This is a genomic window from Streptomyces venezuelae ATCC 10712 (genome assembly GCF_008639165.1).
Lineage (GTDB): Bacteria > Actinomycetota > Actinomycetes > Streptomycetales > Streptomycetaceae > Streptomyces > Streptomyces venezuelae.
Window position 1 is genome coordinate 914,042 of the sequence record NZ_CP029197.1, and the last position, 21,308, is coordinate 935,349.

At 72.7% G+C, this 21,308-nt stretch carries 20 protein-coding genes; 6 read left to right on the top strand and 14 right to left on the bottom strand.

The features are described 5' to 3' along the window. Positions 1–64 precede the first annotated feature (64 nt). Both DEJ43_RS03835 and DEJ43_RS03840 read left to right on the top strand, forming a co-directional pair. Positions 65–1,897: an ABC transporter transmembrane domain-containing protein gene (locus DEJ43_RS03835; protein WP_041662066.1), complete on the top strand. Its 1,833-nt coding sequence runs from the start codon at positions 65–67 to the stop codon at positions 1,895–1,897. Further along, positions 1,894–3,675 carry an ABC transporter ATP-binding protein gene (locus DEJ43_RS03840; protein ID WP_071891136.1) on the top strand — a complete coding sequence of 594 codons (1,782 nt, stop codon included), beginning with the start codon at positions 1,894–1,896 and terminating at the stop codon, positions 3,673–3,675. The genes DEJ43_RS03835 and DEJ43_RS03840 overlap by 4 nt, the downstream gene beginning before the upstream one ends. 64 nt (positions 3,676–3,739) lie before the next feature. On the opposite strand, the gene DEJ43_RS03845 is transcribed toward DEJ43_RS03840, so the two are convergent. Next, entirely contained in the window at positions 3,740–4,531 is a 792-nt protein-coding gene (locus DEJ43_RS03845) for a metal-dependent hydrolase (protein ID WP_015031998.1), read from the bottom strand. Between the two features lie 70 nt (positions 4,532–4,601). Here DEJ43_RS03845 and DEJ43_RS03850 point away from each other — a divergent pair, with 70 nt between their 5' ends. After that, a complete protein-coding gene (locus DEJ43_RS03850) occupies positions 4,602–7,175 on the top strand; it encodes a DEAD/DEAH box helicase (protein WP_071891139.1) in 2,574 nt (857 codons plus the stop codon). A gap of 14 nt (positions 7,176–7,189) precedes the next feature. After that, on the top strand, positions 7,190–8,053 hold the full coding sequence (locus DEJ43_RS03855; RefSeq protein ID WP_015032000.1) for an acyl-CoA thioesterase: 864 nt from the start codon (positions 7,190–7,192) through the stop codon (positions 8,051–8,053). 51 nt (positions 8,054–8,104) lie between these two features. On the opposite strand, the gene DEJ43_RS03860 is transcribed toward DEJ43_RS03855, so the two are convergent. Continuing rightward, on the bottom strand, positions 8,105–9,175 hold the full coding sequence (locus DEJ43_RS03860; protein ID WP_015032001.1) for an RNA ligase (ATP): 1,071 nt from the start codon (positions 9,173–9,175) through the stop codon (positions 8,105–8,107). 117 nt (positions 9,176–9,292) lie between these two features. After that, on the bottom strand, positions 9,293–9,517 hold the full coding sequence (locus tag DEJ43_RS03865) for a DUF6011 domain-containing protein (RefSeq protein WP_015032002.1): 225 nt from the start codon (positions 9,515–9,517) through the stop codon (positions 9,293–9,295). Positions 9,518–9,553: 36 nt separating this feature from the next. On the opposite strand from DEJ43_RS03865, the gene DEJ43_RS03870 reads away from it, so the two are divergent. Then, positions 9,554–10,036, top strand: coding sequence for a glutathione peroxidase (locus DEJ43_RS03870; RefSeq protein ID WP_015032003.1), 483 nt, complete (start codon positions 9,554–9,556; stop codon positions 10,034–10,036). Then, positions 10,029–10,811 carry a putative protein N(5)-glutamine methyltransferase gene (locus DEJ43_RS03875; RefSeq protein WP_015032004.1) on the top strand — a complete coding sequence of 261 codons (783 nt, stop codon included), beginning with the start codon at positions 10,029–10,031 and terminating at the stop codon, positions 10,809–10,811. Before DEJ43_RS03870 ends, DEJ43_RS03875 begins: the two co-directional genes overlap by 8 nt. A 111-nt stretch (positions 10,812–10,922) precedes the next feature. On the opposite strand, the gene DEJ43_RS03880 is transcribed toward DEJ43_RS03875, so the two are convergent. From DEJ43_RS03880 to DEJ43_RS03935, 11 genes are read right to left on the bottom strand one after another with little or no spacing between them, the layout of a single operon-like run. Next, complete coding sequence (locus tag DEJ43_RS03880) at positions 10,923–11,687, bottom strand: hypothetical protein (RefSeq protein WP_071891145.1); 765 nt, start codon at positions 11,685–11,687, stop codon at positions 10,923–10,925. A 45-nt stretch (positions 11,688–11,732) separates the two neighbouring features. After that, positions 11,733–12,275, bottom strand: a complete 543-nt coding sequence (locus DEJ43_RS03885; protein WP_015032006.1) for a membrane protein — start codon at positions 12,273–12,275, stop codon at positions 11,733–11,735. Positions 12,276–12,301: 26 nt separating this feature from the next. After that, positions 12,302–13,093, bottom strand: coding sequence for a membrane protein (locus DEJ43_RS37730; protein ID WP_015032007.1), 792 nt, complete (start codon positions 13,091–13,093; stop codon positions 12,302–12,304). Beyond that, a complete protein-coding gene (locus tag DEJ43_RS03900) occupies positions 13,090–13,605 on the bottom strand; it encodes a hypothetical protein (protein WP_015032008.1) in 516 nt (171 codons plus the stop codon). Before DEJ43_RS03900 ends, DEJ43_RS37730 begins: the two co-directional genes overlap by 4 nt. Continuing rightward, complete coding sequence (locus tag DEJ43_RS03905; protein ID WP_015032009.1) at positions 13,602–14,876, bottom strand: MCE family protein; 1,275 nt, start codon at positions 14,874–14,876, stop codon at positions 13,602–13,604. Before DEJ43_RS03905 ends, DEJ43_RS03900 begins: the two co-directional genes overlap by 4 nt. Continuing rightward, a complete protein-coding gene (locus DEJ43_RS03910) occupies positions 14,873–16,096 on the bottom strand; it encodes an MCE family protein (RefSeq protein WP_015032010.1) in 1,224 nt (407 codons plus the stop codon). Before DEJ43_RS03910 ends, DEJ43_RS03905 begins: the two co-directional genes overlap by 4 nt. After that, positions 16,093–17,154, bottom strand: a complete 1,062-nt coding sequence (locus DEJ43_RS03915; protein ID WP_015032011.1) for an MCE family protein — start codon at positions 17,152–17,154, stop codon at positions 16,093–16,095. The genes DEJ43_RS03910 and DEJ43_RS03915 overlap by 4 nt, the downstream gene beginning before the upstream one ends. Then, a complete protein-coding gene (locus tag DEJ43_RS03920; RefSeq protein WP_015032012.1) occupies positions 17,151–18,197 on the bottom strand; it encodes an MCE family protein in 1,047 nt (348 codons plus the stop codon). Before DEJ43_RS03920 ends, DEJ43_RS03915 begins: the two co-directional genes overlap by 4 nt. After that, on the bottom strand, positions 18,194–19,249 hold the full coding sequence (locus DEJ43_RS03925; RefSeq protein ID WP_015032013.1) for an MCE family protein: 1,056 nt from the start codon (positions 19,247–19,249) through the stop codon (positions 18,194–18,196). The genes DEJ43_RS03920 and DEJ43_RS03925 overlap by 4 nt, the downstream gene beginning before the upstream one ends. After that, positions 19,246–20,499: an MCE family protein gene (locus tag DEJ43_RS03930; protein WP_015032014.1), complete on the bottom strand. Its 1,254-nt coding sequence runs from the start codon at positions 20,497–20,499 to the stop codon at positions 19,246–19,248. The genes DEJ43_RS03925 and DEJ43_RS03930 overlap by 4 nt, the downstream gene beginning before the upstream one ends. A gap of 1 nt (position 20,500) precedes the next feature. Beyond that, on the bottom strand, positions 20,501–21,307 hold the full coding sequence (locus DEJ43_RS03935) for an MlaE family ABC transporter permease (RefSeq protein ID WP_015032015.1): 807 nt from the start codon (positions 21,305–21,307) through the stop codon (positions 20,501–20,503). Position 21,308 lies beyond the last annotated feature (1 nt).

Genomic DNA, 21,308 nt, shown 5'->3' on the forward strand with positions numbered 1-21,308 from the left:
GGACGAGACGATTCGCCCGGACAAGACGTTTCCCCCAGACAAGACCCGGAGACCCTGGGACGCCATGCAGATCCAAGACCTTCCCTACGCCGACCCAGGGGTCCCCGATGTCCGCTCGGGCACCCGGTTCCTCGTCTGGCTCGGCCGTCAGCAGCTCGGCGGGCAGGTGAAGTCCATGCTGTGGGGACTCCTGCACCACCTGGGCATCGCCGCGCTCCCGATCGGCATCGGCCTCGCCGTCCAGGCCGTCGTGGACCACGACGGCGGGCGGCTCGGCCTCGCCGCGGTCCTGCTCGTCGCCTTCGGCGCGGCCATCGCGGCCGGTGACGTGATGCTGCACCGCACCGCCGTCACCAACTGGATCACCGCCGCCGCCCGGGTGCAGCAGCTCCTGGCCCGCAAGACCGCCGAACTGGGCTCCGTCCTGACCCGGCGGGTCGCCGCGGGCGAGGTCGTCGCCGTCTCCACCGGCGACGTCGAGAAGATCGGCTGGTTCGTCGAGGCCCTGTCGCGGTTCGCCGCGGGCGCCGTCGTGCTCGTCGTCATCTGCGTCGGCCTCGTCGTCTACCTGCCCACCCTGGGCATCGTCGTGGCCGTCGGCGTCCCGGTCCTCGCCCTCGCCGTACTGCCGCTCCTCCCCCGCGCCACCCGCAGGGCGGACATCCAGCGCGAGAAGGCGGGCAAGGCCACCGAGCTGGCCTCCGACACCGTCGCCGGGCTGCGGGTGCTGCGCGGCATCGGCGGCGAGGAACTGTTCCTCGGCCGCTACCGCGCCGCCTCCCAGGAGGTCCGCAGGGCCGCCGTGCGCAGTGCCCGCATGTGGGCGCTGATCTCCGCGATCCAGGTCGTGCTGCCCGGCATCCTGCTCATCGTCGTCGCCGGGTACGGGGCGCGGCTCGCGCTCGACGGCCGGATCGGCGTCGGTGAACTGGTCACCGTCTACAGCGCGGTGGCCCTCACGTACCACCCGCTGCGCAACTTCGAGGAGATCGCCATGGCGTACTCCTTCTCGCGGCCGTCCGCGAAGCGGGCCGCCCGGGTCCTCGGCCTGGCCCGGACGGACGGCCCCACCGCCGCGGACGGGGACCGCAAGGCCTCCGGCGACCTGTACGACCCGCTGACCGGGCTGCTGGCTCCGGCCGGCCGCCTCACCGCGGTCGTCTGCGGCGACCCGGACGTCGCCGGGCGGCTGGCGGACCGGCTCGGCGGCCACCCGGCCGAACCGGGCGAGGGCCACACCTCGGTCCTGCTCGGCGGGGTCCCGCTCGACGAACTGCCGCTGGAGGACGCCCGGACCGCCGTCCTCGTCCAGGACAAGGACCCGGTCCTGCTCTCGGGCACCCTCCAGGAGCTGCTCGACGTGCCCCGCTCCGGCGTGGTGCTCCCCGAGCAGGCCCTGGCGGCCGCCCGCTGCGAGGACGTCCTCGACGCGCTCGCGCAGGCGTCGGTGGACACCGACGGCGATCCGATGCGCACCCGCATCACCGAGCGGGGCCGGTCGCTCTCCGGCGGCCAGCGCCAGCGTCTGGCGCTCGCCCGCTCCCTGGTGACCGACCCGGAGGTGCTCGTCCTCGACGAGCCGACCTCGGCGGTCGACGCGCACACGGAGGCCCGGGTCGCCGTCGGCGTCAGCGAGCTGCGCGCGACCAGGACCACCGTGGTCCTCGCCTCCTCGCCGCTGCTCCTGGACCGCGCCGAGCGGGTCGTCCTGGTCCACGAGGGCCAGGCGGTCGCGGTCGGCACCCATCGCGAGCTGCTCGCCACGGAGCCCCGCTACCGCGCGGTGGTCACCCGCGAGACCGAGGAGGAGCTCGCCGCGGCGCGGCCGCGCGCCGACGCGGTCGACGGGCTCGGTCCGGTCGGCGAACTCGAAGCACTGGAAGGGGAATCGGCATGATCGGCCTGGCGGCACCGGAGTACGACCCGGCGGCCCCGACGACGGCGACGACGCTGCCCGTCGCCGCGGACGCGACCGTCCGCGCCTATGTGCGGGCGCTGCTGAGCCGCCACCGCCGGGCGTTCGCGCTGCTCGTCGGGGTGAACGCGATCGCCGTGATCGCCTCGATGGCCGGCCCGTACCTGCTCGGTTCGATGGTGGACGAGCTGGCCGCGGGTGCGCGGGAGCTCCATCTGGAGCGCACGGTCGGCCTGTTCGCGGCCGCGCTGCTCGTCCAGACCGTCTTCGTACGGATGGTCCGGCTGCGCGGCGCGATGCTCGGCGAGGAGATGCTCGCCGACCTGCGGGAGGACTTCCTGGTCCGCGCGGTCGGGCTGCCGCCGGGCGTCCTGGAGCGGGCGGGCACGGGCGATCTGCTCTCCCGGATCACCACGGACGTCGACCGGCTCTCCAACGCCATGCGCGAGGCCGTGCCCCAGCTGGCCATCGGCTTCGTGTGGGCGGGACTGCTGCTCGGCGGCCTCGCGGTCACGGCCCCGCCGCTCGCGCTGGCCGCGCTGCTCGCGGCTCCGCTGCTGATCGTGGGCTGCCGCTGGTACTTCCGGCGGGCGCCCTCGGCGTACCGCTCGGAGTCGGCGGGGTACGCGGCGGTGGCCGGGGCCCTCGCCGAGACGGTCGACGCGGGCCGCACCGTCGAGGCGCACCGCCTCGGCGCGCGGCGGATCGCGCTGTCGGACCGGCGGATCTCCGAATGGGTCGCGTGGGAGCGGTACACCCTCTTCCTGCGCTCGGTTCTCTTCCCCGTCGTCAACATCACCCACACGACGGTGCTGTGCTCGGTGCTCCTGCTCGGCGGGGTGTTCGTGCTCCAGGGCTGGATCGACGTGGGGCAGCTGACCACGGGCGCGCTGCTCGCGCAGATGCTGGTCGACCCGATCGGGATCGTGCTCCGGTGGTACGACGAGCTCCAGGTCGCGCAGGTGTCGCTGGCCCGGCTCGTCGGCGTCCGGGACATCGAGCCGGACGCGGGCGACACGGAGGTACGGCCGGAGGGCCGGGCCGTGCGCGCGGACGAGGTCCGGTTCGGCTACCGCGAGGGCGTCGACGTGCTGCACGAGGTGTCCCTGAAGGTGGCGCCCGGCACCCGGGTCGCCCTGGTCGGCCCTTCGGGCGCCGGCAAGTCCACCCTCGGGCGGCTGCTCGCGGGCATCTACGCCCCGCGCACCGGCTCGGTCACCCTCGGTGCCGCCGAGCTCGCGCGGATGCCCGCGGAGCGGGTCCGCGAGCACGTGGCCCTGGTCAACCAGGAGCACCACGTCTTCGTGGGCTCGCTCCGGGACAACCTGCTCCTGGCCAGGACCGGGGCGACCGACACCGAGCTGTGGGCGGCGCTCTCGGCGGTGGACGCGGAGGTCTGGGCCCGGGGCCTCGACGAGGGCCTGGACACCGAGGTCGGCTCGGGCGGCCGGTCGCTCACCCCCGCGCAGGCCCAGCAGATCGCGCTGGCCCGGCTCGTCCTCGCGGACCCGCACACCCTGGTCCTGGACGAGGCGACCTCGCTGCTGGACCCGCGGGCGGCCCGGCACCTGGAGCGCTCGCTCGGCCGGGTCCTGGACGGCCGCACGGTCGTGGCCATCGCGCACCGGCTGCACACCGCGCACGACGCCGATCTGATCGCGGTGGTCGAGTCGGGCCGCATCAGCGAGCTCGGCAGCCACACGGAACTGGTGGCGGCGGACGGGGCGTACGCGGCGCTGTGGAGGTCGTGGCACGGATGACCCGCGGAACGGGCCGGGCCGGGGCGTCGTGCGACGCCCCGGCCCGGCCCGTTCGGGGACAGCCCTAGAAGAACCCGAGGGCCGAGGCGCCGCCCGCGCCGCCCAGGAGCATGAAGGCGGGCATCAGGACCTTCAGCTCGACCCAGCTGCCGGCCCGGAAGCGCATGCCCTTCGGGGGGCCGATCGGGTACCAGCGCTTGCGGCCGACGGGGATGGGCCAGAGGATCGGGCAGCCGGAGACCGTCAGGGCGTCGCCGATGTCGTGGACGAGGGCGCCGAGCACGATCGGCAGGCCCAGCCACAGGTACTCCTGGCCGGGGCCGGTGAAGAACCAGTCGGAGCCGTTGCCCGGCTTGTCGAGGACGCCGGCCAGGATCCACGCGCTGGTCGCGCCCAGCAGCCAGACCAGGACGTCGCTGGACATCCGGGCGGCCCGCCACAGCAGGCCCTCGACGGCCAGGACCAGGTGCACGAAGAGGATCGCGAGCACCGCCCAGCGGCCGCCGGTGACCGCCGCGACGGAGGCTCCGACGCCGATCAGGACCGCCCACAGCCAGGTGTGGGTGAGGGTGCGGTGGCCGCCGGACCTGCGGGGGTCGGCGGAGGACCTCGTCGCCTTGTAGACGGCGTACGACAGCTTGTCGACGATCTCGCACAGGCCCTTGGACACCGGTCCGAAGGCGCGCGAGATCGTCGCCGACTTGTGGTCCAGATCGGGAGCGAGGGCCGCGCCCGCGCAGATGAGCGCGCCGACGACGAGAACCGGCCACGGCATGGGGCGGTCGGCGGCCGCCGCGGCCGCTCCGACACCCAGCCAGGCCGCCGCTCCGGACAGCGAGTGCGCCGGTCCCATCATGGTTGGCCCGCCCCGTTTCTCCCCTGCCGGCGCTCAGTTGACGACCGGTCGACGGACGAGCCTATCGTTCGTGATCTTCGATCCGGTGGCCGGTTCCCTCATCCGGACGGAATCCAGGCAAGATGGGGGCGTGACCCTTATCGATCAGCTGCCGCCGACCGCCGACCCCGACGCCCTCTTCGAGGCCTTCTCCTCCTGGGCCGAGGACCGGGGCATCACGCTCTACCCGGCCCAGGAAGAGGCGCTGATCGAGGTCGTCTCCGGGGCCAACGTGATCTTGTCCACGCCGACCGGATCGGGCAAGTCCCTGGTCGCGGCGGGTGCGCACTTCACCGCCCTCGCCAACGACCAGGTGACCTTCTACACCGCGCCGATCAAGGCCCTGGTGTCGGAGAAGTTCTTCGACCTGTGCAAGCTCTTCGGCACCGAGAACGTCGGCATGCTGACCGGCGACGCCTCCGTGAACGCGGACGCCCCGGTGATCTGCTGCACGGCCGAGGTGCTGGCCTCGATCGCGCTGCGGGACGGCAAGTACGCCGACATCGGCCAGGTCGTGATGGACGAGTTCCACTTCTACGCCGAGCAGGACCGCGGCTGGGCCTGGCAGATCCCGATCCTGGAACTGCCCCAGGCGCAGTTCGTCCTGATGTCGGCGACCCTCGGCGACGTGTCGATGTTCGAGAAGGACCTGACCCGGCGCACGGGCCGGCCGACCTCGGTGGTCCGCTCGGCGACCCGGCCGGTGCCGCTCTCGTACGAGTACCGGCTCACCCCGATCACCGACACCCTGACGGAGCTCCTGGAGACCAAGCAGGCGCCCGTCTACATCGTGCACTTCACGCAGGCGCAGGCCGTCGAGCGCGCCCAGTCGCTGATGAGCATCAACATGTGCACGCGCGAGGAGAAGGACAAGATCGCCGAGCTGATCGGCAACTTCCGCTTCACCACCAAGTTCGGCCAGAACCTCTCGCGCTACGTCCGGCACGGCATCGGCGTGCACCACGCGGGCATGCTGCCGAAGTACCGGCGGCTCGTGGAGAAGCTGGCGCAGGCCGGTCTCCTGAAGGTGATCTGCGGCACGGACACCCTCGGCGTCGGCGTGAACGTGCCGATCCGCACGGTGCTCTTCACCGCCCTCACCAAGTACGACGGCAACCGGGTGCGGACCCTGCGCGCCCGTGAGTTCCACCAGATCGCGGGCCGGGCCGGCCGGGCCGGCTTCGACACCGCCGGTCTGGTCGTGGCGCAGGCCCCCGAGCACGTCATCGAGAACGAGAAGGCGCTCGCCAAGGCCGGCGACGACCCGAAGAAGCGCCGCAAGGTGGTCCGGAAGAAGGCCCCCGAGGGCTTCGTGGCCTGGAGCGACACGACCTTCGAGAAGCTGATCGCCGCCGAGCCCGAGCCGCTGACCTCGCGCTTCAAGGTCACCAACATCATGCTGCTCTCGGTGATCGCCCGCCCGGGCAACGCCTTCGAGGCCATGCGCAAGCTCCTGGAGGACAACCACGAGCCGCGCAAGGCCCAGCTGCGGCACATCCGCCGGGCCATCGCGATCTACCGCTCGCTGCTCGACGGCGGTGTGGTGGAGCAGCTGGACACCCCGGACGCCGAGGGCCGCACGATCCGCCTGACGGTCGACCTCCAGCAGGACTTCGCGCTGAACCAGCCGCTGTCGACGTTCGCGCTCGCCGCCTTCGACCTGCTCGACCCGGAGTCCCCCTCGTACGCCCTGGACATGGTCTCCGTCGTCGAGTCGACGCTCGACGACCCGCGCCAGATCCTCGCCGCCATGCAGAACAAGGCGCGCGGCGAGGCGGTCGGGCAGATGAAGGCGGACGGCGTCGAGTACGAGGAGCGGATGGAGCGGCTCCAGGACATCTCGTACCCGAAGCCCCTCGAAGAGCTGCTCTGGCACGCGTACAACGTCTACCGGAAGTCGCACCCGTGGGTCGGCGACCACCCGGTGTCGCCGAAGTCCGTCATCCGTGACATGTACGAACGGGCCCTGACGTTCACCGAGTTCACCTCCTGGTACGAGCTCGCGCGGACCGAGGGCATCGTGCTGCGCTACCTCGCCAGCGCGTACAAGGCGCTCGACCACACCATCCCGGACGACCTGAAGACCGAGGACCTGGAGGACCTGATCGCCTGGCTGGGCGAGATGGTGCGCCAGGTGGACTCCTCGCTGCTCGACGAGTGGGAGCAGCTGGCCAACCCGGAGATCCAGACCGCCGAGGAGGCCCAGGAGAAGGCCGACCAGGTCAAGCCGGTCACGGCCAACGCCCGCGCCTTCCGGGTCCTGGTCCGCAACGCGATGTTCCGCCGGGTGGAGCTCGCGGCCCTGGACAACCTGACCGCGCTCGGCGAGCTGGACGCCGAGGCGGGCTGGGACGCGGACGCGTGGGGCGAGGCGATGGACGCGTACTGGGACGAGTACGACGACCTCGGTACGGGCCCGGACGCGCGCGGCCCGAAGCTGCTCGCCATCGAGGAGGACGCGGCCCACGGCCTGTGGCGCGTCCGGCAGACCTTCGCCGACCCGAACGGCGACCATGACTGGGGCATCAGCGCGGAGGTGGATCTCGCGGCCTCCGACGAGGAGGGCCGGGCGGTGCTCCGCGTGACGTCCGTCGGACAGCTGTAGAGGAGAGGGCTGACGTGACCAATCCCGCCGAGAGGCTCGTGGATCTGCTCGACCTGGAGCAGATCGAGGTCAACATCTTCCGTGGGCGGAGCCCGCAGGAGTCGCTGCAGCGGGTCTTCGGCGGGCAGGTCGCCGGGCAGGCGCTCGTCGCGGCCGGCCGCACCACCGAGGGCGACCGGCCGGTGCACTCGCTGCACGCCTACTTCCTGCGCCCGGGCCGGCCCGGGGTGCCGATCGTGTACCAGGTGGAGCGGGTGCGGGACGGGCGGTCCTTCACGACCCGCCGGGTCACGGCGGTGCAGGAGGGCCGGACGATCTTCAATCTGACGGCCTCCTTCCACAAGCCGGAGGAGGGCGCCTTCGAGCACCAGCTGCCGCCGAGGCACCTGACGGACCCGGAGAGCCTGCCGAACCTGGCGGACGAGATCCGCGAGCACCTGGGCGCGCTGCCGGAGGCGCTGGAGCGGATGGCCCGCCGGCAGCCCTTCGACATCCGGTACGTCGACCGGCTGCGCTGGACCCCGGACGAGGTCAAGGGCGCGGACCCGCGCAGCGCGGTGTGGATGCGGGCCGTGGGGCCGCTGGGCGACGACCCGCTGATCCACACCTGCGCGCTGACGTACGCCTCGGACATGACGCTCCTGGACGCGGTCCGCATCCCGGTCGAGCCGCTGTGGGGCCCGCGGGGCTTCGACATGGCGTCGCTGGACCACGCGATGTGGTTCCACCGGCCGTTCCGGGCGGACGAGTGGTTCCTGTACGACCAGGAGTCCCCGATCGCGACCGGCGGCCGGGGACTCGCCCGGGGCCGGATCTACGACCGTGAGGGGCAGCTCCTGGTGTCGGTGGTCCAGGAGGGCCTGTTCAGGAAGCTCTGAGCGGCCGGACGCCCGGCGCGGGCCGGGCCCGGCCGGGCCCGCGCCTGCCGCTCACTCGTACTCGGTGCCGCCCTTCCGCGTCAGGTAGGCCGGGCTGACCGCCTTGGCGATGGCCCGGCCGCCGGTGACCGGGCTGTACCGCTCGGTCGCCGGCCGGATCACGACGCCCTCGCGCAGATGGGTCTCCCGCCCGGAGACGGTCTCCCGGCCGCTCGCGTGGGCGAGCACCGTGTCCAGGTCGTACGGCCCCGAGTAGAGCCGGGGGACGAGCGGGACCTCGCCGGGCTCCAGGACCTCCGCCGGGTCCAGCCACTCCACCCGTCCGTCGATCTCGGCCGAGACGTCGAACAGCGCGTAGCCGACGGTCTCGGAGCGGGCGTCGGCGCCGTAGGCGAGATCCTGCACCCCGGAGCCGTACACCTCGCCGAAGAACCCGACCCGGCGGGCGCCGAGACGTTTCGCCAGCCGCTCGGCCACGGCGGCGAGGCCGTGCCCGTGGACGGCACGCCAGTACAGGTTCCGCGGGTCCTCCTGGAGGGCCAGGCCCTTCGACCCGAAGCCCTTGGACGACACCTGGACGCGCCCCTCCTCGGCGAGGAAGGTCATCAGACAGGCCGAGCCGTGGAGCTTCTCCGTCAGGACGACCGGCTCGCCGGGCTCGAAGATCCCCGGGTAGCGCTGGAGGTTCTCGATGTCGACCCACGGCAGCAGGTCAGGCGCGACCTCCACGTCGCCGCTCATCGTCGGCGGTATCGGCGGCACCCACTTGACGATGCCCAGCGTCTCGGCGAAGTCGGTCCCCGCGGCGGCGGCCGCCGCCAGGTCGACGTCCGCGAGCGCGCCGGGGCGGCAGACGATGCCCTGCGACAGCTCCCCGCGCAGCCGTACCGCCTTCACCCGGTCCGACTTCCCGCCGGCGAGCCGCCCGGTCAGCCCGAGCTCGTCGACGAGTGCGACGGGCAGCACGGCCTGCTCCGGGATGTAGACGGCGGCGTCGCCGGTGCGGTACGCGCCCTTGGCGACGACGGCCCGGTACAGGCCGACCTGGGCCAGTTCCAGGGCATCGGCGTTGGGGTGGGGATGGACGGTCAGGACTTCGGCGGTGACGCGCAGGGTCGACATGGTTCAGGACTCCGGATGCTCGGGTTTCGTTCTCATCGCGGCCCACCCTGCACGACGGGAATGCGCTGGGCGATCGATTTGCCCGCTGGTAGCGTCACCCGGTCCGGCCGGACCGCCCTACAGGGCCTGGTCGATGCCCGGAAGGGCGTCCTGGTCCACCTCGTGGCGCCGGGTGCGGATGTCGGGGGCCGGCGGATGGAGTTTGGCGTCGCAGGTGGGGCCGAGGCCCGTCCGGCGGGAGTCCGCGCCCGTCAGGGGGCGGCCGCAGAGACGGCAGTGCACCCGGCGCGGTCCGTCCCCGGACGCGGAATCGATCGAGATTGCCAGTAGTTCGTCTCCCATGTTGAGATCAAACCTCATTCCGACGAGGAGCTGTCCATGAGCCTGTACGACATTCCGCTGAAGACCCTCACCGGCGAGCCGACCTCCCTCGCCGACTACCGGGACCGCGCGGTCCTGATCGTGAACGTCGCGTCCAAGTGCGGACTCACCCCGCAGTACGCGGGCCTGGAGAAGCTGCAGCAGGAGTACGGCGAGCGCGGCTTCACCGTGCTCGGCGTGCCCTGCAACCAGTTCGCCGGCCAGGAGCCCGGCAGCGCCGACGAGATCCAGACCTTCTGCTCGACGACGTACGGCGTCTCCTTCCCGCTCCTGGAGAAGACCGACGTCAACGGCGAGGCCCGTCACCCGCTCTACACCGAGCTGGTCCAGATCGCCGACGCCGAGGGCGAGGCGGGTGACGTGCAGTGGAACTTCGAGAAGTTCCTGATCGGCCGCGACGGCCGGGTCACCCGCTTCCGTCCCCGCACCGAGCCCGACGCCCCTGAGATCGTCTCCGCGATCGAGGCCCAGCTTGCCTGACCTGGCGGACGGCGCCGGGGTCGTCGAGCGGCTGCGGGCCGCCGGCTGCGTCTTCGCCGAGGAAGAGGCGGAGATGCTCCTCGCGAGCGCCGCCGGGCCCGCCGAGCTGGACCTGATGGTCGAGCGCCGGGCCTCCGGCCTGCCCCTGGAGCACGTGGTGGGCTGGGCCGGGTTCGCCGGGCTGCGCGTCGAGGTGGACGCCGGGGTGTTCGTCCCCCGGCGGCGTACGGAGTTCCTGATGGAGCACGCCGTGGAACTGGCCCGGCCGGGCGCCGTGTGCGTCGACCTGTGCTGCGGCTCCGGCGCCGCGGGAGCGGTCCTCCTCGACCGGGTCGAGGGCGCCGAGGTGCACGCCTCGGACATCGAGCCGGCCGCGGTGCGCTGCGCTCGCCGGAACGTCGAGCCGCGCGGCGGCCGGGTGTACGAGGGCGACCTGTTCGCCCCGCTGCCGCCGGAGCTGCGGGGCCGCGTCGAGATCCTCGTCGCCAACGTGCCGTACGTCCCGACCGAGGACATCGGGCTGCTGCCGCCCGAGGCACGCGACCACGAACCGCTCGTCACCCTCGACGGCGGCCCGGACGGCCTCGACGTGCTGCGGCGGGTCGCCGCCGGGGCGCCCGAGTGGCTGGCGCCGGGCGGGCACCTGCTCGTGGAGACGAGCGAGCGGCAGGCCGGGCGGGCGTGCGAGGTAGCCGCCGCGGCCGGCCTCCGGGCGCGGATCGTGAGCTGCGAGGAGCGGTACGCCACGGTGCTCGTCGCCACCCGGCCGGTGTGAGGCGCGCGGGAGCCCCGTAGGGAGCCCGGCAGGGAGCCCCGTATCCCGTCCTGGACGGCGGTACGGGGCTCCCGCCGCGTCACCGGCCGTCGACGGGCGGCCTCGCGCGGCTCAGCGGCCGAACGTGTCGATGTTCTCGACGAGCCAGCGCCCGTCGCGCCGCACGACGTCCACCGCGAACATCGCGCCCGCGTAGACCCCCTGGTCCTGAGCCTTCGGCTGCTTCCCCGCCTTTCCCGTCCCGGCCGTGCTCACACTGCTCTGGTCGGCGTAGACGAGCACCCGGGCGCGGTCGCCGTCGATCCGCTCGACCGCGCTGTCGGTGACCGTCGTGGTGATCACCGACTTCTGCTGGGCCGCGTTGGAGAGGACCCCGCCGAGGAGGGTGCGGTGCTGTTCGACCGCCTTGCCCGTGAGGAGCGTCTTCCCCGCCCGCTCGAAGGGGGCGGGGTCGGCGTGGTCGTACGAGAAGAGCGCGGCGACGGCCGCGGCCGTCTGGCCCTTGATCTCGCTCGTGCGGGCGGCATCGGTGAGGGCGGTGTTGCCGCGTGCGGGGTCGTCGCGGAGCTCTCCGGCCCTGCTGTACGCCAGGCCCGCGAAGCCGCCGAGCAGCAGGGTCAGCACGCAGAGCACCACGAGCGGCACGAGGGGCCGGGGCCGTGGAGCCGTCGCCGTCGCCCCCTCCTCGGTTTTCGCCGGCGGGGCCGGCCGGGTCCGTGGCCCCGGCTCGGTCAGGACGCCCACGGAGGTGCGGGCCCGGCCGGCGGCGGACGGCCGGGAGGCGGCGCCCTCGGACCCGGTGGAGCGCGGGGCCGGCGCCTCGGCGAGGGCCTGGCGGCGGCGCTGGCGGTTCAGGTGGTGGCGGGGCGTCGGCATCGTGCGTGTCCTTTCGGGTGCGGGGGCTGTCGGGGTCCGGCCCGGTCAGCCGGCCGCCGTACCGCCCACGGGGGCCTGCCCCAGAGCGCTGAGCTTCCACCCGCCGTCGGTACGGGTGAGTTCGCCCAGCATGCGGCTGTCCTTGTCCGAGCTCTTGCTGTCCGGCGTCGTGACGGTGATGCGCAGGGCGACGAGCAGCCGGGCCCGGCCCGCCCGGTCGTCGAGCTCCGTGACGGCGCCGGACAGCACCCGGGCCGTGGTGACCGTCTTCGCCGTCTTCACCTGCCCGGTGAACTCCTCGCGGCCGTCGACGAGTTGCTTGTGGAGATCGCCGGTCGTGGACGACTCCCAGAGGTCGAGTCCCCGTTCCACGCTCCGGTGGTCGAGCGTGTTGAGGTTCTGCACGGCCTGCTCCCCCGCCGCGAGCGCCTCGTCGCGCTGCACGGCGTAGGCGGCGGCGTCGTCGTGGGCGGCGGCGTACCAGTCGCGCCCGGCCCAGGCCGCGGAGGCGCCCGCGGCGAGGGTGAGCGCGAGGGCCACCGCCAGGGCCGGGCGGACGCCCGCCGGGGTGCGGACCGGGCGGTTCATGGGGTGCTCCCGTCTCCCGCGCATGCTCAGCGGGCCTTGATGTCGACGATCAGCCACCGGTCGCCCTGGAACTTCGCGGTGACGGTGAGCTGGGCCGCGGCGGTCGTGGCGGCCGCCTTGTCCCGGCGTGAGGTCTGGTCGAGGAACACGAGCAGGCGCGCGTCGTCCCCGTCGAGCTCGATCACGCCGGTGCGCACGGCCTGGGTGGTGAGGGTGATGCGCTGCTCGACCAGGCTCGCGCGCACCTGTTCGAACAGGTCGTCGTACTGCCGGGCCGCCCGCCCGGCCAGCACGGTCCTGGCGGAACGCTCGGCGCCGTCGGTGCTGGTGGGCGTGTAGGAGAAGATCCGGGCGAGCCCTTCCCCGACATCGCCGCCGACGCGGGCGGTGGCCCCTTGGTCGGTGAGCGCGTGGTTGCGGGCCGAGGCGGTGGTACGGAGCTGGTGGGCCCCGTAGAAGAAGCCACTGCCGCCGAGCAGCAGAACGACGACGGCACCGAGGAGCGCGACGCGGCGCGGGCCGCCGACGAGTTGCCGCAACGCCGGGCGGGCGGGGGCGGCGCGCCCGTCGTCACCGTAGGCGTCCTCGTCGGCTACGGTCGCCTCGGCGTCGGCGGGTGTCTCGACCGTCTCGGGCGCCTCAGGCGTCTCGGGGGCCTCAGGCGTCTCGGATGCCTCAGGCGTCTCGGGGGCCTCAGGCGTCTCGGGGGCCTCAGGCGTCTCGGGGGCCTCAGGCGTCTCGGATGCCTCAGGCGTCTCGGGGGCCTTCGGGGTCCGGCTCGGTCTCGTGGGTGCCCCGTGGCGTAGGAGGCGTGTCATTCGTTCTTCTCCTCCTCTGCTCCGGTCACCGGGACCGCGCTCAGCGCGGCGACGCGCCAGGTGTTCTCGGCGGTGCGCGTCAGGACGGCCTCCAGGCGCTTGCGGTCGGTGCTCGGGGCGCCGCCGCCGCGCGGGGTGACGTCCACCCGGACGGTCGCGATGAGCTTCGCCGTACCCGCTCTGGTGTCGAGCGCGGTGAGCGCGGCCTCGGTGACGGTGGCGCGGGCCGAGGCGCCCACCGTGGGCTGGGTGCGCCCCAGTTCGGTCCTGAGCGGGCCGGTGGACGCCTCGCGCCAGGCCCGGATGCCCGTCTCGGCGTGCTCGCGGGTGGAGGCGTCGAGGGTGTTCAGGACGGTGAGGCGGTCCCGGCCCTGGGCGAGCGCGGTGTCCCGTGCGTGGCCGTAGGCGAGGGTCTCGTCGGTACGGGCCTGGGTGTAGGTCCACGCGCCGGTTCCGCAGAAGCCGAGCGCGACGACGAGCGCGGCGGCGCCGACGATCCGGCCGCGCCTCATCGCGTGCTCCCGGTGCCGAGGCCGAGCAGTCCGGCCATGTCGGTCGGTCCGCCGTTCTGGGCGGACAGGGCGAGCGCGCCGGGCAGCGCCTGCTGGGTGCCGCCGGTGCTCCGCGCGCTGCCCGAGGGCAGGGACCCGGGCTTGGCGGGGACGGGCACGGGCCCGCCCTTGGGCGCTTGCGCGGAGCCGCGTACGTTGACGCCGGCCGCCGCCGAACCCGTACAGGCGGCGCCGGTGTTGAGGGCGGGGGCCGTGCCCAGGTCGAGCCCGTTGCGGTAGCGGGTGGCGCCGTAGCCGGAGGTGCAGGGCAGCGGCTTGAAGAAGGTGACGGCCATGCCGAAGTTCACGCGGCCGCCGTCGACGGCGGTGGCTCCGGCGGAGACGGCCGCCGGGAACTTCACGAGCAGTTCCTCCGTGCCGCGCTGCCGGGTGACGGCGATCTCCGAGGTGGTGAGGAGGTTGGCGAGGACGACGCCGAGGCTGGGGTCGAGGTCCCGCAGCAGGCCGCTGACCTGGCCGGTCGCGTCGGGGGTGACGGCGAGGAGGCGGCGCAGGTCGCGGTCGGAGCCCTTGAGGGTGGCGGCGAGGTCGCGGGCGCCGGTGGCGAAGTCGCGGACGGCGCGGCTCTCGTCGGCCTGGGTGCGCAGGACGACCTCCCCGTCCTGGATGAGACGGGTGGTGACCGGCAGCGAGGTGTCGGCGGCCTGGACGAACCGGCTGCCGCTGTCGAGCAGGACCTGGAGGTCGTCGCCGTGTCCCTCGAAGGCCTTGCCGAGTTCGTCGACGACCGTGCGCAGGGACTCCAGCGGTACGGAGCTGGTGAGGTCGTTCATGCCGGCGAGCACGTCGGTGACCGGTGCCGGTACCTGGGTGTCGGACTGTTCGATGCGGGCGCCGTCGGCGAGGAAGGGGCCGGCGTCGCTCTCGGGGCGCAGGTCGATGTACTGCTCGCCGACGGCGGAGAGTCCGGCGACGACGGCCCGGGCGTCGGCGGGGATCGCGGGGGCCGACTTCTTGATGCGCAGTTCGGCCACGACGCCGTCGGCGGTCAGGTCGATGGCTCCGACGCGGCCCACGGAGACGCCCCGGTAGGTGACGTCGGAGTGGGTGAACAGGCCTCCGGTGCGGGCGAGATGGACCCGGACGGTGTAGTGGTCGGCGACGCCGGCGTACCGGCCGAGGTCGGCGTAGCGGACGCCGACGAAGCCGAGGACGAGGACGGCGATGACGAGGAACGCGAGGTTCTTCAGCCGTACGGTGCGGGTGATCACCGGTGCGCGCCTCCCTGCTTCGGTGCGGCGGCCGGGGGCAGCGGCAGGTCCGTGTCGGTCGGTCCGGGCTCGGTGGGTTCGGGCTCGGTGGGTTCGGGTTCGGGTTCCGGCTCGGTCGGGGCCGGGTCGGTCGGTGTGGGGCTGGGGGTGGGGGTGGGCTCGTTCCGGGGGATCAGCGGGGGGATCACCTGGGTTCCGGGGGCGGCGGAGAGGTGCAGATAGGTGTTGAGGTAGTCGCCCTTGATGCCCCGCATCACCTCGTCGGTGAAGGGATATGTGAGGAGCACCTGGAGGGATGCGGGCAGGGCGGCCCCGGCGTCCGCGAGGGCGGTCAGGGTGGGGGCGAGGGCCTTGAGGTCGGCGACCATGTCCTTCTTGCTCGCGTCGATGGTGGTGACGGCGACACCGGACAGGGTGTCCAGGGCGCGGAGCATGGTCAGCAGGGAACCCCGCTGGTTCTCCAGGGTCTTCAGGCCGGGTGAGAGGCCGGTGAGGACCGTGTCGACGTCCTTCTTGCGTCCGGCGAGGGTGGCGGAGAGCCGGTTGAGCCCGTCGAGTGCGCGGGTGATGTCGCCGCGGTGGGCGTCGAGGGTGGTGACCAGGGTGTCGACCCGCTTGAGCATGGAGCGGACCTCGGGCTCGCGGCCGCCGAGGGCCGCGTTGAGTTCCCGGGTGATGGTCTTGAGCTGGTTGACGCCACCGCCGTTGAGGAGCAGGGACAGCGCGCCGAACACCTCCTCGACCTCGGTGTTGCGGCTGGTGCGGGCGAGCGGGATGACGCTGCCGTCGGCGAGCCTGCCGCCGTCGTCCTTGGCCGGCGCGACGAGCTGGATGTACTTCTCGCCGAGCAGGCTGGACTGCTCCAGGCGGGCCCCGGCGCCGGCGGGCAGCCGGACGTCGCCGTTGATCTTCAGGGTGACGCGGGCGGACCAGTCGCCGGTGCCGAGCTCGATGGCCGTGACGCGGCCGACGGCGACGTCGTTGACCTTGACTGCGGACTGGGGGACGAGGCTGAGCACGTCGTCGAGTTCGGCGGTGACGGTGTACGGATGGGAGCCGAGGTCGGCGCCGCCGGGCAGGGGCAGGTCCTCGATGCCGTCGAACCGGAAGGGGTTCGCGGGGGTCGCGCCGAGGATGACGGCGAGCCCGAGGCCGACCGCGATCACGCCGACGGCTCCGGCCCCGGCCGCCTTGCGGGAGGGCAGCGTGGCGCGTCTCACCGCTCCCCCTTTCCGGTGCCGGTGGACGGACCGCCGGGGGCGGCTCCGCCGCCGGCCGAGGCGCCCCCGGTCACCGGCAGCGGGAGCAGGGGTCCGCCCATGCTGATCTCGTTGAGGTTGGCGCGGCCGTCGAGGGTGCGGGTGTCCTTGTTGTACGCGTTGACGACGTTGCCCGCGGCGAGCGGGGCGACGTCGAGGGCCTCGGCGAGGGAGGCGCGCTGCTCGACGAGGGCCTGGGTGATCGGCACGAGCCGGTCGACGTTCTTCTTCAGTTCGCCGCGGTTGTCCTTGATGAAGGTCTTGACCTGGGCGAGGGCCTTGCCGAGTTCCTTGAGGGCGCCGGCCAGGTCGTCCTTGTTCTCGGCGAAGTAGCCGACGACGTCGTCGAGGCGTTCCTGCGCGGTGCGGACGTCGCCGTCCTTCTCCTTGAGCATGGTGGTGAAGGTCTGGAGCTGGCCGAGGGTGGTGAACAGGTCCTGGCTGCTGCCGTCGAGGGTCTTGGCGGCCTTGCCGAACTGTTCGATGGAGGTGCCGATGGCCGTGCCGTTGCCCTTGAGGTTCTTCGCGCCGGTGTCGAGGAGTTCGGACAGGGCTCCGGCGGAGTTGGCGCCGTCGGGGCCGAGCGCCCGGCTGAGTTCGGTGATGGAGTCGTACAGCTGGTCGATCTCGACGGGGGTGCGGTTGCGGGCGGCGGGCAGTTCGGCGCCGTCGGCGAGGGCGGGGCCGGTGCGGTAGGCGGGGGTGAGCTGGACGTACCGGTCGGCGACGATGCTGGGGGCGACGACGAGCGCCCGGGCGTCGGCGGGGACGCGTACGCCCTCGTCGAGGCGGAGCCGGACCCGGACCCGGGTGCCCTGCGGCTCGACGGACTCGACCTCCCCGACCCGTACGCCGAGGACGCGCAGGTCCGAGCCGGCGTAGATGCCGACCGCCCGGTCGAACCAGGCGGTGATCCGGGTGCCGTCGTCGCCGAGGGCGCGGACGGCGAAGGTCCCGCAGGCGGCGAGCAGCACGAGGGCGAGCCCGGCGACGAGGGGTCTTCTGGGTTTGGTCATCATTCACCGCTCCCCTTGGCCGTCGCCTTCTGTTTCGGCGGCTGGCATCCGGTCGTGGGCTGCGAGGCTTCGGGCAGATAGGTACGGGGCACCACGCCGCACAGGTAGCTGTCGAACCAGCGGCCGCTGCCGAGGGTGTTGCCGACGAGCCGGTAGTACGGGCCGACGAGCGCGAGGGTCTTCTCCAGCTGGCCGCTGTTCTTCTCCAGGACGCCGGTGACCCTGCTGAGGGCCTTCAGGGTCGGGCCGAGCTGCCGGTCGTTGTCGCCGACGAGGCCGCTGAGTTCGGTGCCGAGGGCCCTGCTGCCCTTGAGGAGGGCGCGGATGGCGTCGCGGCGCTTCTGGAGTTCGCCGAGGAGGGAACCGCCGTCCTCCAGGAGCGTCTCGAAGCTGGACTTCTTGTTCTCCAGGGTCTTGGTGAACTGCTTGCTGTTCCGTAGCAGCCGGGCGAGTTCGGCGTCGCGCTTGGAGACGGACCGGGAGAGTTCGGAGAGTCCGGTGGCGGCGTTGCGGACGTGCGGCGGCGAGTTCTTGAAGGTGTCGGAGATCGTCTCGAAGCTCTCGGCGAGCTTCTCGGTGTCGATCGCGTCGACGGTGCCGCTGAGGTCCTGGAAGGCCTGGGTGACGTCGTACGGGGAGGTGGTGCGCGACTGCGGGATGCGGGTCCGGGGGTCCTGCCGTTCGGAGCCCAGCGGGTCGAGCGCCAGGTACTTCTCGCCGAGCAGGGTCTTGATGGCGATGGCGGCGGTGGAGCGGTCGCCGACCCAGGCGTCGCCGACCTCGAACGACACCTTGACCTTGGCCCCGTCGAGGGCGACCTCGGTGACCTCGCCGACCTTGACGCCGGCGACGCGCACCTCGTCGCCGGTGTCGAGTCCGGCGGCCTCGGTGAAGTCGGCGCTGTAGGTGGTGCCGCCGCCGACGAGGGGGAGCCGTTCCACGTTGTAGGCGAGGGCGGCCAGCAGGGCGAGGAGGAGGAGCCCGACGACGGCGACGGCGACGGGGCTGCGTTCCTTGACCGGCTTGAACAGGGGGCGGGGGCTCATCCGCGGCACCTCGGTTCGGTCACGGCGATGCCGGTGGGCGGCTTGGAGCCGTCGGAGGTTCCCACGCCGCTCACGCGCGCCTCGCAGAGGTAGAGGTTGAACCAGGAGCCGTACGAGGACAGCCGGGCCAGGGCGGTCATCTTGGCCGGGTTGTTGGCGAGGAAGGCCTCGATGGCGGGGGTGTGGTCGCCGAGGGTGCCGGAGAGCCGGCCCAGTTCGCGGATGTCCTTCTTGAGGGGGGCCCGGCCCTCCTGGAACAGTCCGGCGGTCGTGGTGGTGAGGGCGCCGATGGCCTGGACGGCCTCGCCGAGGGGCTTGCGGTCGGCGTTGAAGCCGGTGACGAGTTTCTGGAGGGTGACGACGAGGTCGCCGAAGGCGGCCTCGCGGTTGTTGAGGGTGGCGAGGACGGTGTTGAGGTGGGTGATGACCTGGCCGATGACCTGATCCTTGGCGGCGACCGTCTTGGTGAGGGAGCCGATGTGGCGCATGAGGCTGTCGACGGTGCCGCTCTCGCCCTGGAGGACCTGCACGAGCGAGCCGGCGAGGTCGTTGACGTCGGCGGGCGAGAGGCCCTCGAAGAGCGGTTTGAAGCCGTTGAACAGCAGGGTCAGGTCGAGGGCGGGCGTGGTGCGGTCGAGGGGGATGGTCTCCCCCTCCGCGAGGGTGCCGTTCAGGTCCCCGCTGCCCCGGCCGAGGGAGACGTAGCGCTGTCCGACCATGTTGAGGTACTTCACGGCGGCGGTCGCGGAGCGGGGCACGGAGCGGTCCTCGCGGACCGTGAAGGTGACCTGGGCCGTGCGTCGTTCGACGACGCGCACGTCGGTGACCTCGCCGACCTTCACGCCGGCGATGCGCACCGAGTCGCCCTTGACGAGCCCGGTGACGTCGGTGAACAGCGCCTTGTACGAGTGGGTGGCGGAGCCGACGCCGGTGTTGGCGATGCTGAGGCCGAGCACCGTGGTGGCCAGCGCCGTGACCAGGACGAAGGCGAGGGACTTCAGGAGCGTCCCGGTCAGGCCGCGGCGCCGGGTGTGGGAGGGCGGTGTCGTCATCGCAGGGTCACCTCCGCGCCGCGGAACGCGGGGCCGGCCAGCATGCTGCTCCAGTCGGGGAGGTCGCCGGGCCGCTTCTGCGCCCCGGGGGCGAGGAGTTCGTTGACGAGGTCGTTCTCCTGCGGGGAGTTGGCGGGGCCGAGCTGCTGGTCGGCGGCGACGGACGCGCGTGCGGCGGGGGCGGTCGGGATGCCGAGGTAGGGCACGGGGTAGCAGCGCGGGCCGCCGCCCGCTCCGTACGAGGGCTTGTCCCGGCCGGGGACGTAGGCGCCGCGCGAGGGCACGGTGGTGACGTCGACGTGGAGTCCGGGGCGGTCGGTGCCCTTGCCGAGCGCCTTGTCCATGGCCGGCACGAACTGGGCGAGGGTGCGCAGGGTGCAGGGGAAGGACGGGGAGTACTCGGCGAGCAGTTCGAGGGTGGGCCGGCTGGTGGCGCTGAGCCGGATGATGTTGTCCTTGTTCTGGCGCAGGAAGGCGGTGACGTCCTCGGCGGTCCGGGTGGTGGCGCCGAAGGTGCGGGCCAGCTCGCCCTCCTTCTCGGCGAGGGTGCCGCTGGTGGTGGTGAAGTCGGTGAGCGCCGTGACGATGTCCGGTGCGGCGTCCGCGTAGAGGTGGCTGACCTTCACGAGCTGTTTCAGATCCCGGGTGAGGGCGGGCAGTTGGGGGTTGAAGGCGCGCAGGTGGGCGTCGAGCTGGGCGAGGGTGTCGCCGAGCTTGTCGCCGCGGCCTTCCAGTGCCTTGGAGACCGCCGACAGGGTCGCCGACAGCTTCTGCGGCTGGACGGCGGTGAGCATCGGCAGGACGTTGTCGAGGACCTGCTGGAGTTCGACGGCGTTGCTCGAGCGGTCCTCCGGGATCACGGCTCCGGGGCCGAGTGGCTTCGCCGAGGGGTTCCCTGGCGGTACGAGGGCGACGAACCGTTCGCCGAAGAGCGTGGTGGGCAGCATCTGGGCGCGGACGTCGGAGGGGACGTGGCGGAGGGTGCCGGGCCGCATGGCGAGGGTGAGCCGGGCTCCGCCGTCGACGGCGTCGATGGCGCGGACCTCGCCGATGACGACGCCGCGGAGTTTGACCTCGGCGCCGAGGTGCATCTCGTTGCCGACGCTGCCGGTCTCGACGACGACGGGGTCGGAGTCGGTGAACTTCTTGTCGTAGACGGCGACCGCCAGCCAGGCAAGCAGGGCGGGCACCAGCAGGAAGACGACGCCGGCGAACCGGCGGCGGAGGGTCTCGGCCGTTGAGTCGCTCATCTCACCCCGCCACCTTCACGGTCGTGGTCGCGCCCCAGAGGGCCAGCGACAGGAAGAAGTCGGTGACGCTGATCAGCACGATGGCGTTGCGCACGGAGCGGCCGACGGCGATGCCGACGCCGGCGGGGCCGCCGGAGGCGCGGAAGCCGTAGTAGCAGTGGGCGATGATCACCATCACGCTGAAGATCAGCACCTTGAGCACCGAGAGCAGGACGTCCGTCGGCGACAGGAAGAGGTTGAAGTAGTGGTCGTAGGTCCCCTGGGACTGGCCGTTGAAGAGGACGGTGACGTAGCGGGAGGCCAGGTAGGAGGAGAGCAGGCCGATCGCGTACAGCGGGACGATGGCGACGACGCCCGCGATGATGCGGGTGGTGACCAGGTAGGGCATGGAGCGGATGCCCATGCCTTCGAGGGCGTCGACCTCCTCGTTGATGCGCATGGCGCCGAGCTGTGCGGTGAATCCGGCGCCGACGGTCGCGGAGAGGGCGAGTCCGGCGACGAGGGGGGCGATCTCGCGGGTGTTGAAGTACGCGGAGACGAAGCCGGTGAAGGCCGCGGTGCCGATCTGTTCGAGGGCGGCGTAGCCCTGGAGGCCGACGACGGTGCCGGTGAAGAGGGTCATCGCGACCATGACGCCGATGGTGCCGCCGATGACGCCGAGGCCACCGGAGCCGAAGGCGACCTCGGCGAGCAGGCGCTGCACCTCCTTGAGGTACCGGCGCAGTGTTCTGGGGATCCAGAGCAGGGCCTTGACGTAGAACAGGAGCTGGTCGCCGGACCGGTCGAGCCAGACGAAGGGGGAGGCCATC